General features: G+C 60.2%; 12 protein-coding genes and 4 pseudogenes. 5 read left to right on the top strand and 11 right to left on the bottom strand.

Annotated elements, in window-relative coordinates:
* Nucleotides 1–95: 95 nt before the first annotated feature.
* Nucleotides 96–1,007: pseudogene (locus ACWDTF_RS24125) on the top strand (IS256 family transposase); the annotation flags it as partial.
* Between the two features lie 131 nt (nt 1,008–1,138).
* Here ACWDTF_RS24125 and ACWDTF_RS24130 read toward each other — a convergent pair.
* The 11 genes from ACWDTF_RS24130 to ACWDTF_RS24180 form a co-directional block, all read right to left on the bottom strand.
* Complete coding sequence (locus ACWDTF_RS24130) at nt 1,139–1,300, bottom strand: hypothetical protein (RefSeq protein WP_005195129.1); 162 nt, start codon at nt 1,298–1,300, stop codon at nt 1,139–1,141.
* Nucleotides 1,301–1,538: 238 nt separating this feature from the next.
* Entirely contained in the window at nt 1,539–3,179 is a 1,641-nt protein-coding gene (locus tag ACWDTF_RS24135) for a long-chain fatty acid--CoA ligase (protein ID WP_005195128.1), read from the bottom strand.
* A gap of 29 nt (nt 3,180–3,208) precedes the next feature.
* A complete protein-coding gene (locus ACWDTF_RS24140) occupies nt 3,209–3,937 on the bottom strand; it encodes a hypothetical protein (RefSeq protein WP_449755199.1) in 729 nt (242 codons plus the stop codon).
* A 6-nt stretch (nt 3,938–3,943) separates the two neighbouring features.
* The gene (locus tag ACWDTF_RS24145) at nt 3,944–4,900 is read right to left on the bottom strand and encodes an MlaD family protein (protein WP_449755200.1); all 957 of its coding nucleotides are present in this window, start codon (nt 4,898–4,900) and stop codon (nt 3,944–3,946) included.
* Nucleotides 4,897–5,940, bottom strand: coding sequence for an MlaD family protein (locus ACWDTF_RS24150; protein WP_004023296.1), 1,044 nt, complete (start codon nt 5,938–5,940; stop codon nt 4,897–4,899). Before ACWDTF_RS24150 ends, ACWDTF_RS24145 begins: the two co-directional genes overlap by 4 nt.
* A complete protein-coding gene (locus ACWDTF_RS24155) occupies nt 5,937–6,998 on the bottom strand; it encodes an MlaD family protein (RefSeq protein WP_004023295.1) in 1,062 nt (353 codons plus the stop codon). Before ACWDTF_RS24155 ends, ACWDTF_RS24150 begins: the two co-directional genes overlap by 4 nt.
* Nucleotides 6,992–7,987 carry an MlaD family protein gene (locus tag ACWDTF_RS24160; RefSeq protein ID WP_004023294.1) on the bottom strand — a complete coding sequence of 332 codons (996 nt, stop codon included), beginning with the start codon at nt 7,985–7,987 and terminating at the stop codon, nt 6,992–6,994. The genes ACWDTF_RS24155 and ACWDTF_RS24160 overlap by 7 nt, the downstream gene beginning before the upstream one ends.
* Complete coding sequence (locus tag ACWDTF_RS24165) at nt 7,984–8,997, bottom strand: MlaD family protein (RefSeq protein ID WP_004023293.1); 1,014 nt, start codon at nt 8,995–8,997, stop codon at nt 7,984–7,986. The genes ACWDTF_RS24160 and ACWDTF_RS24165 overlap by 4 nt, the downstream gene beginning before the upstream one ends.
* A complete protein-coding gene (locus tag ACWDTF_RS24170) occupies nt 8,994–10,031 on the bottom strand; it encodes an MlaD family protein (protein ID WP_004023292.1) in 1,038 nt (345 codons plus the stop codon). Before ACWDTF_RS24170 ends, ACWDTF_RS24165 begins: the two co-directional genes overlap by 4 nt.
* Before the next feature lie 8 nt (nt 10,032–10,039).
* On the bottom strand, nt 10,040–10,903 hold the full coding sequence (locus ACWDTF_RS24175; protein ID WP_449755201.1) for an ABC transporter permease: 864 nt from the start codon (nt 10,901–10,903) through the stop codon (nt 10,040–10,042).
* A gap of 10 nt (nt 10,904–10,913) precedes the next feature.
* The gene (locus tag ACWDTF_RS24180) at nt 10,914–11,648 is read right to left on the bottom strand and encodes an MlaE family ABC transporter permease (RefSeq protein ID WP_005194985.1); all 735 of its coding nucleotides are present in this window, start codon (nt 11,646–11,648) and stop codon (nt 10,914–10,916) included.
* 258 nt (nt 11,649–11,906) lie between these two features.
* Here ACWDTF_RS24180 and ACWDTF_RS24185 point away from each other — a divergent pair, with 258 nt between their 5' ends.
* The 4 genes and pseudogenes from ACWDTF_RS24185 to ACWDTF_RS24200 all read left to right on the top strand — a co-directional run.
* Nucleotides 11,907–12,383 (top strand): PaaI family thioesterase, encoded by a 477-nt coding sequence (locus ACWDTF_RS24185; RefSeq protein ID WP_328714705.1) that lies wholly within the window; start codon nt 11,907–11,909, stop codon nt 12,381–12,383.
* Between the two features lie 172 nt (nt 12,384–12,555).
* Nucleotides 12,556–13,150, top strand: a pseudogene (locus ACWDTF_RS24190) (IS256 family transposase); the annotation flags it as partial.
* A gap of 82 nt (nt 13,151–13,232) precedes the next feature.
* Nucleotides 13,233–14,529, top strand: a pseudogene (gene istA, locus ACWDTF_RS24195) (IS21 family transposase).
* A gap of 6 nt (nt 14,530–14,535) precedes the next feature.
* Nucleotides 14,536–14,973, top strand: a pseudogene (locus tag ACWDTF_RS24200) (ATP-binding protein); the annotation flags it as partial.
* Nucleotides 14,974–15,067: the final 94 nt, after the last annotated feature.

Raw genomic sequence — 15,067 nt, forward strand, 5'->3', positions numbered from 1 at the left:
TTACGTCCTGCCATGATCCCTATCGTCCCTTCGCGCCCTCTTCAGGGCAATCAGGACTCTAAAACCAACCGGACCGGTTCATGGGGGACACGCCAGCCACGATCGGCACCGATCTCTCGCACGAGACGATCTCCAAGATCTGCGACGAGGTCCTCGACGCGGTCGACGAATGGCAGAACCGGCCGCTGGAGCCGTTGTATCCCGTCATCTACCTTGATGCCCTGGTGGTGAACGTCAAAGACAGTTCTCATGTTCGAAACAAGCACGCCCACATCGCTATTGGCGTCGACATGGCCGGCGTCAAGCATGTGCTGGGAATCTGGATACAGGCCGAAGAAGGCGCCAAGTTCTGGGCCGGGGTGTGTGCGAATCTGGCCAACCGCGGCGTCAAGGACGTGCTGATCGTGTGCTGTGACGGGCTCACCGGATTCCCCGAGGCAATCGAGGCGACCTGGCCGCTGGCCACCGTGCAAACCTGTGTGGTGCATCTGATCCGCAACTCGATGCGGTTCGTGAACCACAAAGACCGCAAAGACGTGGCCCGGGCGATCAAACCGATCTACACCGCCCCCGACGCCGAGACCGCCCGCCGCGAGTGGGAAGCCTTCCGCGACTCGGAACTAGGCGCCAAATATCCGAGTGCGGCAATGGCTTTCGACCGAGCCTGGGATCGGTTCATCCCCTTCCTGGCATTCCCGCCCGAGCTGCGCAAAGTCATCTACACCACCAACTCGATCGAGTCATTGAACTACCAGCTCCGCAAGGTCATCAAGAACCGCGGACATTTCCCCAACGACATCGCGGTCCGCAAACTCTTGTGGCTGGCCATCTGCGACATCGAAGACAAACGAGCCGCTCAACGCCTCAAAGAACGCGGGACCAGGCGGTCACAGCCCCGTAAGGCCCTCGGACGACTGGTCGAGGGACAGGTCGTCACCAACTGGAAACAGGCCCTCGGACAACTCGCACTGGCCTACCCCGACCGGATCGAACCCCACCTCAGCTAGACCCCACAGACCACAAGAAAATCAGGAGTCACGTTCTTACACAGACATCTTGACAAGCTCTCGAGCCCCCGCGCACCAAGAGACCGCCCCGCGGCAGAAGCCACGGGGCGGTGTGTTCTTCTGTGAAGCGCTCAAGCGGTAGCTTCGTCTGATCCGGACTCGATCGATCCGGTGACCAGTTCGCCGACGATGTCGGTAATGATTGCGCCCACGATAGCCTCGGCCATGATGGTGGCCCCTTCGATGTTGTGTGCTGATGACTGCGAATGTGGAGCGCTGGCTGCGATGTCCACCTCGCAAACTCTACGACGCTCGATAAAACGGCGCCCAACGAACGATGAGTGAGAGATGAATGGCCGCGCAATTCCCAGTGACGGTTCTGTCTTTCCCACCGGGGCCATCGGGCAGACGGATCGCTCCAATAAATACGTGCCCACCGAACGCTGAGGACGTTCGGTGGGCACATCTGTGCCTTACCTCGGCGGTGTCCTATCTCGGCCAGTGCGGACGCGAAGCCGACCCCGTGCGGCGCTAGTTCGATACAACCGGCAGCTCGCCCTGCTCATGCTTCGCGCGCAACACCTTCTTGTCGAACTTGCCCACGCTCGTCCGTGGTATCTGCTCCATGAACGTCCAGTTGTTCGGGATCCACCAGTGCGGGATCTCCTCCGGGCAATTTCTTAGGCACCACTCGTGGAGCGTGTCAGCCGACACTTCGCGACCCGGTGCCGGAACCACAACAGCGAGAGCTGTCTCCTGCCATCGGGGGTCGGGCATCGCGACAACCGCGGCCTCGGCGACATCCGGGTGCGACATGATCCAGTTCTCGAGCTCCACTGACGAGATCCATTCGCCCCCGGACTTGATGACGTCCTTGGACCGGTCGGTCAGCGTCAGATACCCGTCCGGACTGATGTGTCCCACGTCGCCGGTCCGCAACCAGCCATCCCGAAACCTCTCGGTGTCCTCGAGTCGGTAGTAGCTGCCTGTGACCCACGGACCCCGCACTTCGAGTTCACCGACGGACTTGTCGTCACGGGGAACAGGCAGGCCGCCCTCGTCGATGAGGCGCATCTCCACCCCGCAAATTGCCCGTCCCTGTCGCTTGCGGTAAGATATTTCCTTTGCGGGGCTGATCCCGGCGGGAGGCCGACCTACCGCTGCAAGCGGGGACGTCTCAGTCATACCCCACGCCTGAATAATCTGTACGCCGAAGCGGTCCGCAAACCCCTCGATCAACGACTGCGGGACGGGAGCTCCACCACAGGCGACAAGGTCGATCGATGACAAGTCGACACCCGGATTCGCGATACCGTACTGAAGAAGATCGTTCCAGATTGTCGGTACTGCTCCTGCCTTCGTGGGGCGATGTTGTTGGATCATGTCAGCGAGCGGCGCTGCTTGAAGGTATCGATCAGGCATCAGCAAGTCCGCGCCGGCCATCAGCGACGCGTAGGGCAGACCCCAGGCGCTGGCATGAAACATCGGCACGACGGGAAGTACACGATCGGCTTCTGCGATCGCCAGAGCGTTACCGGTACACGCTGCCATGGAGTGCAGAAACACCGAGCGATGACTGTAGACGACCCCCTTGGGATCGCCTGTAGTGCCGCTCGTATAACACATACCCGCAGCCGACCGCTCGTCGGGATCGACCCAAGAGAACACTGGGGATTCCGCTGCGAGCGCGTCATGATATCGCATCACGGTCACGCCGTGCCCGTCGAGCGGGGAGGTGTCGCCGTCGCCGGTAACGAACACAACCCGAACCGTCGCCAAGCCCGGTAGGACCGCCGCCAACAACGGAACCAGCGACCCGTCCACGATAATGACCTTGTCTTCGGCGTGGTTCGCGATGAACTGCAGCTGAGCCGGTGACAACCGGATGTTCAGCGTATGCAGCACCGCGCCCATCGCGGGTACCGCAGCGTACGCTTCGAGGTGCTCCTGGTTGTTCCACAGCATCGTTGCCACGCGGTCGTCGCCGACCACGCCGACCCGACGCAGAGCATTCGCCAGACGTGCGCATCGCTCTTCAAGATCGCCGTAGGTCGCATACCGGGCAGAGCCGTTCACGGAATAGGTAATCACCTGCCTAACAGTGTGATTGGTTGCGACGTGGCGCAGTATCGATGACACTGTCATCGGCACCTCCTGCATGGTGCTTTTCATCTAACTCTCCTTTCGCGGCGGACGCTGGATCATTCGGCAGGTCCGTAATCCTGGATCTGCCAGCCGTTATCGGTCTTCAGCACGACGACTTTCAACAGTGTGGGGAGTTCGCTCGGCTGAGGGTTCTGAACATTCTGGGTCTTCTGGGTGGCGAAGACCAGCACCGTGTATTCCCCCCGGTTCTCGCTGGCGCTGCCGGTGACGCTGGTCGCCAGTACGCGTCCCGCCGCTTGGACCTTGGCCTGTTTCATGATTTGGGTCAGGGTGGGTTCGACATCGTCGTATCGCTTGACCAACGCATCGCTGGCATTCTCTTTCACTTCGGTAAAGAATGCGCCGGTGTTTTGGTAGCTGTAGGTGAGCGACTTTGTGGTGTAGTCCGATGCTGCCTGCGCTGCCTGCGCTCGTTGTGTGGCAGCGTTCTCCGCGGACGTCTTTGCTTCCCTCATGTCAATGTAGAGGTAAGCAAAGAGGCCGGCCAGCACCGCGAGTGCCACCACGAAAGCGCCGGCGGCCACCGCCTGGACGCGTGCTGATCTCCATCGGTGCCTGGCATCGGACGTCGGGGGGCTTGCCTCGTCCGGGGCGGGACCGTCTTGGGACGTCGCAGATTCTGTAGCACCAGTGGCGTCGCTGCGATCTGCTTTGTCGGAAGCCGCAGTCAGCTTATCCTCAGCGCTGCTGTCCTTGGATTCTGGTCCGTTGTCTTGTGCCGTCATTTGCTGCCTTCTGTGAATGCTGGTGTAGGAGGTATCCATCGGGCGTCAGCGAGGTGATGGCGTGACGGCGATCGGAATCTGCGCCTGCCCCCGATGTGACGCTGGGAATGTTCGAGCCAGAAGATCACCGATCGATCCGAAGTCGATGTATGTGTCTGCGACTTTCGCCGTCGCCGGCTTCACCGCGCGGGTAATGGCGACAATATCGGGCTGGAGTATCTGGATGTAGCCGCTGAGCTTTTCCACTAGCTTCAGGATCGGTGGCCATTTGTCGTAGGACGTAGAAGTGAAAACGATGAACGCACGTTGGATCCTCGCCAAACCGTCGACGGCATCCGGGGTCCGGACCGACGCGGTACTGAGCACACCGCCCACGTTCGACATAAGGCCCAGGAGGAACTCGGCATTGTCCGCAGTGGTACGGACGGCACCGTCGTCACCGACGAAGTCCACGAGGCGGTGCATCATGTCTCCGATCGTGTCGAGGTCCTTTTGCCGGCCGTCGACTGCCGCCGAGATCGTTTCGTTGATGGACTGAATCGATGCTGGATCGAGCGCGTCCGCCACTGCCGACATTTTCGGGAGCACCTGGGGAACGGATTGCGACACGCGGATGGCGCCGGCGGGCACTAGGTCCCCACTACGCAAGTACTCACTGGTGGTTGTGCCCGGTGGGATGAAATTGATGTATTGTTCTCCCGCGACCGAGAGGTTCTGAATCGTCATGACACTGCCGCGAGGAATCTTATAGTCGGAGTCGATGGACATGTCGACGGCGAGCTGATTACCTGTGACGCGAATAGATGTCACTTTTCCCACCGGCACCCCCTCTAACATTACCGGTGATGTGTCTAGAAGGCCGCCCGAGCTCTCGAGTATGGCCGAGATCGCGTAGTCGGTGCGGAACGGGTTTATTCGTGCCACGTCGATGATCAAGTATGTCGCTCCGACGAGGAGAACGAGGACAAGGGCAACCAGCGATACGAGGGTGCTGCGGATCATGGCATCATTCCGATCGCTCGCAAGACGGTTATGAACGACTCGGCATCACGCCGCGCCAGTTCTCGGCCATCGATAGACACATCGGAGACGTTGATATCTGGCGAGCTGACGAATGGGATGAGCCTTTCGCGTATTACACGAGCCGCCTTGTCGGAAACATCCTTGGAGTAGATGTCCGAGTACGCGATGGACGCGACCACTGGCGCGATCGCGCCCACCGTTTCCTTGATGCGGGAATACTCAGGGTCGACGATACGGCCTGCGGATACCGCGAAGTCGCGCAGATTAGCGATGAGTAGCGCTACGTCAATTAGCGAGTAGCCCAGACCATAAAAGTTCACTCCCCCCTTGGTCAACATTCGGTCTGTACCTGACGGGTCGGCCAGGATCACTTTGAGTGTGCGATCGGCTGACTGCAGGATTACGTCGAGTTTGTCGGTGTTGGCAGACACCTCAGACACGGTGCGCAAGGTCGTGCGGTAGAGCGCATCGAACTGGGCGGGGTCACTCGGAAAAGTCGAGTTCAGCGTCGATATCGCGGTATGGATTTTATCGAGTTCACCCCCGCCCAATACGTTAGCCATACCCCGCATCACGTCCTCGACGTTGGCAGCCGGTTCGGTGCGTGAGAGAGGTATTACCGATCCCGCGCGCAGCAAGCCTTGGGTGGACTGCTGTGCAGGGGGAAGGATGGCCACATAAATCTCGCCCAGGAGAGTGTCTTGGCGGAGTTCCGCGCGCGAATCTTCCGGCAGCTGGGCGTCTTTATCAATTCGGGCAGCAACCAGCGCGTGGCCTCCGTCGTAAGCGACGCTGGTGACGGCACCGACGTCAATCCCTCGAGAGAGGACTTTGGCACGGGCAGGCAAGTTCAGAGCACTCGTGAACTCGATCTCGATGTCGTAGCCGTCTCGGGCGGATGATCCACCGATGGTCGGCGGGTTGTCAGCACTGATGCTGCAGGCGGCGAGGGCGATAGTCGCTACGAACAGCGTCACGATCGCGGCCGTGACACGACGAAGGTAGCCGTAGATCATCATCGAGGTTGCCCTCCGATCAAGTTGGCGATCGTCGCCGCTTCGTTACCCGTCGCGCAAACGTCCTTGACGGAAGGAGGAGCGCACGCGTTCTTGAGGGCCTGCAGTGGTACAGATATTGCGAATGCCCGCAGGATCGACTTCGCATCTGGATGCTCAACGATGAGGTCAGCTGTTCGAGCGGCGACGGACGCAAGTATGTTTTCTTGCTTGCCCGCTTGCGAGAGGAGGGGAACCGCAGCATCTCCAAGTGAGAAAATAGGTGGCCCGAAGTCAGACGATAGGCGCGACAGGATAGGGACGAAGGTGCCTGCGTACTCTGTTGCGGCGCCGAATGTTTGACCGAAAGCAACAATCACCTCAATTGCGCCTACGAAGTTGTCGAATAGCTGGGTCACCTCAGTACTGTTTTCGGTGGCAACACCGGTTAAGGTGGCGAGATTGGCTACAATCCTGCGTATCTGGCTATCACGCCGGGTCGGATCGTTGATTAGCGTGGCCGAGTCCTGGAGAATGCCGGATATATCACCCTGGGTCCCTTCCATGTTTTTCGAGACGAGTGTAAGTGCCTGAAGAATCGCATCCGTGTTACGTCCGTCGTCCTTGACGAGTTCGTCTGAAAGAGTGCTGATCGCGTCGAGCGTTTGACTAATCCCCAGTGGAGTCCTGGTCTTTTCCAGTGGGATACACTCAGCCGACTTGTAATATTCTCCGCCACGATAGGGATGGGTGAACTCGATTTGTCTTTCGGTGACAATCGAGGTGGACACCAGGGTCGCACCCACATCTGCGGGAAGCGGCACGGTCTTGTCGATCCGCATATCGACACGCACACCTTTCTGTCCCTCCTCGTGAATGCCTACGACCCTGCCCACCTTCTTGCCGAGCATCGCGACGGAATTGCCTTCGTACAGACCTGATGCGTCAGAAAACTCCGCACATAGTGATCGCGTGTCGTCGTCGGCTGTCGCATAGTCGATTCCGACGCCGCCGATCACTACTGCCAGTGTGACAATGGTGGCGATCGGGATCAGATGCCGACGCATCCGCTCCGTCAACATTTGTTATCACCAATCGGGATACAGACGCGGACGGTCGGTTCAGGACTCGCAGGTCCGACCTGCGGAGCATTGAGGAGAATGCTCAGTCTTCTGGTGATCTGATCGACCTGGGCCAGCGCGTCTTGGTAGGCGGGCATCTGGGCCGACACCTTGTTTAGAAGGATCTTAAACTGCTGTACCGATGGTTCTATACCGTCGCGGTACGCGACAAGCGGCCGGGTCAGCAACTTAAAAAGACGACGTAGATAATCGAACCCGCTCTGGACGTTGGCGATGTCTGGTCCAAGGGTGCGGGCAAGGAAGCTGAGCTGGCGTAGGAAGTCCACGAGTACCTGCTTGCGGTTTGCGAGGGCAGCGACATACTCGTCGGACAAAGCCACCGTCTTGTCGAGTTGTGCGTACTGACGCTCCAGCAAGTCCATCAGGCTGCTCGCGTTTTGCAGGGCATCAGGGATATTGGTGTTTCCGTCGGAAAAGGCATCCTGTAGCAACGCCGCCGTGCGCCGTAGATCAACACCACGCACGTCACGGAACACCGGTGTAGATGTCTCCAGGGTGCTGGAAATATCATAGGTGCTGCCTGTCTGCACCAGTGGGATCGCGCCGTCAATGGCCGACGGGCCTGAACCTGGGTCGAGGTCCAATACACGTCCACCGATAGGGGTGAGGAGACGGACGTTCGCCGTCGCGTCCGACCGAACGGCAATCGAGTCATCCAGCCGGAACCGCACGGTGATGAACGTTCCGGTCAGGTCGACCGACGCTACCTTGCCTTTCCTGATCCCGGCGATACGTACCTGGTCGCCGGCTTCCAATCCGCCGGTATTGACTAACTCCGCGCTGTAGATAGTTTGTCCGGGCGGCGAGATATACACAGCTCCGGCGGCGACGAGACCGGCCACCGTGACCATCGTTACGACCCCCGCCAGGATGAGGTCCCGCCGACGCTGCGGGCGGTGATGCGGACGCTTGCCGAAGAAACGGGTCACTGGCACACCACCAGTCGTTGACCCATCAGGGCGATCTGCACTGTTCTCGGTAGGTCGAGCACCCCTCGGGCACACCCTGCCGCCGAGGGCGGGGGAGTCGCGTTGGATGTTGCGGCCAGGGCGTCCAGGAGCGGCTTCAGGAGAACGGCACCATTCAGTAGGCCTTCTGTATCCCCTGGCTCCCGCACTAATCTCTGAAAGATAGCCGCGAAGCTGGTGTCGTAGGTCGACTCGATCTGCTCACCGGCGAGTACAGTCTTTGCCATCGAACGGTTGACCTCTCGCAGCGAGGCCCGCAGTCGATCGCTCACGCGGCTGAACGCATCGACGATTGACCCCAATTTGTCTATCAACTCAACCAGTTCAGCGGAGCGCCCCATCAACTGGTCGGACACCTGCCCCAGGCTCGTCACAATATTGGTGATGATCTCTGAACGCTGGTTCCCGTAATCAGTGATGTTCGCGACTTGCTTCATGACTGGTGCGATACCTCGACCGTCTCCCTGGGCAACCCGTAGAAGGTTCGACTGAAGCTCGTTGATTTCCGCAGTATTCAATGTATCGAATACTGGTTTGAAACTGTTGAATAGTGTCGATACGTCGAAGGACGGGACGGTCTTCTCGAGTGCCACCTGTGTGATCGAGTCCTGGTCGGCGCCTTGTCCGGCATTGATGAGTTCCACATACCGCTGCCCCAGCAGATTTTGGTAACGCACAGCGGCAGTCGTCGCGGGGGTAATCGCGACACCGTCATCCAGTTGGAAACGGACGATCGCTGTTGAGCCCTCGAGATCGACAGCCGTTACATATCCCACTTTCACTCCAGCGAGTCGTACCCCGTCGCGGGGCTTGAGTCCGGAAGCGTCGGCAAACACCGCGGAACGCTGCGAACTGGGTGACCCTTCGTTGGTCGGCTGCAGAATCGCGATGATGACATATGAAAGGACTCCGATGAGAGCGATGAAAGCGACGATTTTAATGATTGTGGGTGTTAGCGACCTCAGAGTCATCGCGTGGCACCCCCCATTCTCAATGCGCCTTGTAGGGCAGGCGACGTCTGGACCACCAGTGCTAGCTGGAGCTGGACCCGTTCGTTGAATTTCGGCAAGGCTTTGTCGATGCCATCGAGGATCTGCGGGATCGTGTACACCGTGCGAACTAGCCCCGAGGCGGATCTGGCGACGGGCCGCGCTAGGTCAAGGCCGACGTCTAACAGCGAACTCAGGGCTGGGTAATTCTTATCGAGCAGGCCGCCGAGCCCACCGAAAAGAACCTTTCCCGTGTCGCCGAGATTACTCTTCGTGCGGTCGATGTTTTGTTGGGTGGCGAAAAAGTCAGCGATATCGACGTTCTTCAAGACGCCAGGGACAAACGGCGTCATGAAGTCGGCGACTCCGGTGGACAGGTTAGCCGCAATTCCTAGGTCCTCCCCGACCGGCCGTTTCTGGACATCTCGCGTGAGTTGCGCAATCTGGAGAACGAGTCTTCCGCTATCAGCCATTGCCTGCGAGTCCTCAACGATGAACCTCACTACCGCTTCAAATGAGGGCTGGTCCAGTGCCTCGACCAGCGTGGAGATCTTGCGAACAAGCGTTGACACCGAGGTCTGTTCAGATTGCAACCTGCTCACGTAGACACTCCCGCCGGAACCGATGGGTGGTCCTTGTCCAGGATCTACGATCTCCAGTGCAGTTGGTCCCAATGCGTTTGACGAGGTGTAGTTCACCGTCATGCCCTGCCGGAGAACTAGGTCGTTACCGGAACCGGTGAGGTTGATTTTGACCGCCGCGCCACGGTCTCGAACCGCGATGCTCGAGACCTCCCCCACGGTGAACCCAAGGTACTTCACATCCGATCCCCCCTTCAATCCGTCGCCTATCGCGTCGGTGTTGATGGTCAACGACGTGTGATCGCTGAAGTCGCCGTTAGCGTCACTTATCAGTAAGTAGGCAGCTATCGCGCCGAGGATCAATAGGGCGACCCCCCGAAGGGCCAGGTTCCCGTGCGACGGCTCGCGTCCGGACGGATCATGAAAGACAGCCACTGAACCCCCTACCCTGAAATCCGTACGCCGGAATCGAATCCCCACATCAGAAGGGTCAAGATCATGTCCTCCACGACGATGACTATGAGGCTCGTGCGGATCGCTCGACCGGACGCTCGACCCACCCCCTCAGCTCCGCCTGTGGCGAAGTAGCCCTGATAGCTATGGATAATCACTACAGAAATGACAAATACAAGAACTTTGATGAGCGAGAATATAAGGTCCTGAGGTTTGAGGAACTGGTCGAAATAGAAATCATAAGTGCCGCCGGATTGGCCGTGTACCTGTGTGACGACGAGTTTAGCGGCCGCGAATCCGAGAATAAGCGCGATGATGTACAAAGGAATCACGGTCGTGATCGACGCCACTACGCGAGTGCTGACGACGAAGGGAATGGGACGTACCGCCATAGCCTCGAGAGCGTCGATCTCCTCGGAAATGCGCATCGAGCCTATCTCAGCGGTCAACCGGCAGCCGGCTTGCGCTGCGAACCCGATCGCAGCGATCATTGGTGCAAGCTCTCGGGTGTTGGCGTAGGAGGAGATGAATCCAGTCAGTGAACCCATCCCTACGAGGTCCAGCGAGGCGTAACCCTGGATACCGATTGAGGCGCCGACAGCGATGCCGAGGATGGCGAGGACGATGGCCGTTCCACCACCGACCAAGACTGCACCTCTACCCCAGGCGAATTCTTGTATGTAGAGCAGGGTTTGGCGTCGGTAGGTGGCGATGACATGGCGGATGCCGAAGACCGCGGCGATCACAAAGGTCGCGACGTGCCCCAAGCGTTCAGGTACTTGTGCAACGGGCGCGATCACGGCACCGACCGGACGGGTGGCGGCGGAGAACCTCCGGGAGGGAACGGTGGTCATGAGGCGTTTCTCATCCAATGGTTTGGGGGACGAACATGGTTGTTAGTTGCGTGATAAAGACATTGATCACGAAGCACGCGACGACACCCAGTACTACGGTGGCATTCACCGAGGTTGCGACGCCTTTAGGGCCGCCCTTCGTCGACAGCCCGCGGTGACAGGCAATCGTCACCACGACAAGTCCGAACACAAGTGATTTGCATAGAGCGACAACGATGTCGGTTACCGATGCGAACGATGCGAACGACGCGACATAGCTGCCGGGTGTGATGCCTTGGACATCGACGCTGATGGCGTAGCCCGCCAGCAGCCCGGTGAAGACGATCAGCATGCAGAGCATCGGTGCAGTGATCAACACAGATACGAACCGTGGTGCTACGACGCGCCTGGTGGGGTTGAGTCCGAGTGTCTCCATGGCGGCAATTTCTTCGCGAATCGTTCGAGCGCCCAAATCAGAGGCAATCGCTGATCCGGCCGCGCCCCCGAGTAGAAGGGCGGTAACGATCGGCGCTCCCTGTTGAATGATCCCGAGGCCCCCAGCCGCGCCAGCAATTGACGTGGCCCCAACTTGCTGAGTGAGGCTTCCCACCTGTACCGACACGATGACACCGAAGGGTACAGCTACCAGAATCGCGGGCAGAGTCGTCACGACAATAACGAACCAGGTCTGCGATACGGCTTCGCGAAACGGAAACCGTCCCGTAGCAATGTCTACCGCTACCCACCGCAGGGCCTGGCCGGCCAAGCCGACGGTGTTACCAAAAGTGGCAGCGCCGTCTAGCAGACGGTTGACGCCTGTGCCGGTGGTGATGGCCATCTCCCCCCCTAGTGCGCGTGGTGTGCGCCACTCCATTCGCGTGTGCGTAATGGACAGTATCAGGTACTGGCAGTATTACCTATAGTGGTGAGCACAGACCGTGTTCGGGACCGGTTCCCACACCTCATCGATCCCCCCGCACCCTGTTGCGTAGGTGGCGGGCTGAGTTAAGGACAACGATCAGAGATGACCCCCGAAGCAAGACTGCCGGCACACTCGTCCCAGTGCATGGGCTGCGGAAGCAGCAACCCCCACGGACTTCAACTTGAGGTCTACCGGAGCGGCGAGCGGGTGTACGCCGATCACACCTTCGACGAGAAACACCTCGGCGCGCCCGGGTTGGCGCACGGTGGCGCGATCTCGGCCGCCTGCGACGACATCATGGGTTTCACCCTGTGGATCGCGCGGACCCCCGCGGTGACCCGCACCCTGACCGTCGAATACCGCCGGCCGGTCCCGCTGCACACTCCCATACGTCTCACTGCCTGGATTGACCACGAGTCGGATCGCCTACTGCACATCGCGGCCGCCGGATCGTTCGATGAGCAAACGTACTTCACCTCTAGCGGTGTTTTCGTCAAGGTCGACGTTGCTCACTTTCGACGTTATGCCGACGTATCAACAATCGATGACTTCTTCGCCAACTTCACGCGTACAGACTGACGCCGCAGGGGGGACTGTCGCTGATTCGGTGTAAGTGGTTTGATCGCCCCCGGCGTGGGGCAGGAGGAATCACGACGATGACCGACACAGTCGAGGGCGTGGATGCCCTGGTGGCAGGGCCAGTTGAGACTGGTCAAGAACACGATGTCACCACCGCGGATGAGGTGCGTGAGTGAGTAGCCGGCCGATCTACGCCGCGATCGGGGTTGATCTCGATGGGCACAAAGACATCCTCGGCATGTGGGCTGGCGACGGCGGCAGCGAGTCGGCCACGTTCCGGCGGGCGGTGCTCACCGACCTCAAGAACCGGGGTGCCAGGGGCATCTTCTCCCTTGTCTGTGACGGCTTGAAAGGGTCGCCCGACAGTGTGTCCGCCGCGTTTCCGTTGGCCACGGTACAGACGTGCATCATCCATTTGATCCGGAACACCTTCAAGTACGCCTCCCGCAAGTATAGGGACAAGATCAGCGCCGATCTCAGACCGATCTACACCGCGCTGACCGCCGCTGAGGCCCGGCTGCGATGGGAGGAATTCGCTGAGAAGTGGGGCACGCCGTACCCGGCGATCGTGACCCTGTGGGAGAGTGCGTGGGAGGAGTTCATCCCGTTCCTTGACAACGACGTCGAAATTCGACGAGTGTTGTGCTCCACCAACGCTATCGAAAGTCTCAACGCCCCGCTAGCGGCGTGCGGTGCGCGCTCGAGGGCACTTCCCGAACGAGCAGTCCGCACTCAAAACGCTCTACCTGGTGACGCGGTCGTTGGATCGATCCCGAAGGGTATGTTGACGGCGCCTGAAAACTGACCCCCTGACGACGGGTGAATTTTGACCCCCGTCTTGTTAGGAGGGTGATTTCAGTGGAGCAGTGGGCGGAGATCCGCCGTTTGCATCGCAGTGAGGGTGTGCCGATCAAGGAGATCGCGCCGGTTGGGGGTGGCCCGTAACACGGTGCGGGCGGCGTTGGCCTCAGACACCGCGCCGAAGTACTCGCGACCGGCGAAGGGCTCGGTGGTCGATGCGTTCGAACCGCAGATCCGGGCGTTGTTGCGGGAGTATCCGACGATGCCGGCGACGGTGATCGCGGAGCGGATCGGGTGGACGAGATCGTTGACTGTCCTCAAAGACCGGGTCCGGGTGATTCGCCCGGAGTTTCGTGGGGTAGATCCGGCCGATCGGGTGATCTATGAGCCCGGCGGCTGTTCGCAGTGGGATCTGTGGTTCCCGGACTACCGAATCCCAGTGGGCCACAATCAATTCGCCATGTTACCGGTATTGGTGATGACATTGGCGTTCTCCCGATACCGGTCGGCGGTGATGATCCCGTCGCGCCAGGGCGGAGACATCCTGACGGGGATGTGGCTGCTGCTGTCGCAACTGGGCGCGGTGACCCGCAAGCTGGTGTGGGACCGCGAAGCCGCGATCGGCCCCAAGGGCACACCCACCGCGCTGGCCGCAGGATTCGTGGGCACCTTGGGCACTCGGCTGGAGCTGGCGCCACCGCGAGACCCCGAGTACAAGGGCATGGTCGAACGCAACAACCGATTCTTCGAGACCTCGTTCCTGCCGGGCCGCCAGTTCGCCTCACCGGACGATTTCACCGCCCAGTTCGATCGGTGGCTGGCCGATCATGCCAACACCCGAGTGGTGCGCGCGATCGGTGATCGACGCCCGTGTGATGCGCTCGCCGAGGACCTCGAGCAGATGGCCGGGCTTCCCCCGACCGCACCTCATATCGGGTTGAGTAGCCGGGTGCGACTCGGTCGCGACTACTACGTACGTGTGGCCGGCAATGACTATTCGGTGCACCCGTCGGTGATCGGTCGCTTCGTCGACATCACCGCCGACCTGCAGCAGGTGCGCATCCAGTGCGGCGAGGTCACCGTCGCCGACCACGCTCGCAGCTGGGCCAACCACGTCACCATCGCCGACCCTCAGCACGTGCGGGCAGCCAAAGAACTGCGCCGCGACTACCGCCGCCAAGACCTCGCCAACCGGGCCCGAAACGCCGCCCGCATCCGCGCCCACCCCGACGGCCACGAGGTACCGATCCGGGCGCTACCAGACTACGACGACCTGTTCGGGGTGCACTTTGCTACCCCGTCAGGTGCTCAACCACCCACCCCGTCCACTATCACTGAAAGGTGAAATACCATGTCCGACAATCACACAGGTAAGCAGATCGAGTTCGCGGCGCGGGCGTTGAAGATGCCAGCGATCCGCCGCTGCTGGGCCGAGTTGGCCGAGCGGGCCCGCACCGACAACTGGACCCACGAGGAGTACCTCGCAGCGATCCTTGACCGCCAGGTCAGTGAACGCGAAGCCAACGGCACCGTGCTGCGGATCAGTGGCGCTCGCTTCCCCGCGGTCAAGACACTCGAGGACTTCAACTTCGACCGCCTTCCAGGATTGCGTCGCGATGTTATCGCCCATCTGGCCACCAGCACCTGGATCGCCAAGAGCGACAACGTGATCCTTCTCGGACCACCTGGAGTGGGTAAGACCCACCTCGCGATCGCGCTCGGGATCAAAGCCGCGCACAACGCCTACCCTGTGCTCTTCGACACCACCACCGGATGGGTCACCCGCCTTGAGGTTCCCCCCGAACCGTAGAGGCATCGATAATGAGGAGCACGATGCCAGAGAAGCGGAAGAAGTACGACCGGGAGTTTCGTGATGGGGCGGT

Source organism: Gordonia sp. NPDC003422 (assembly GCF_053588675.1).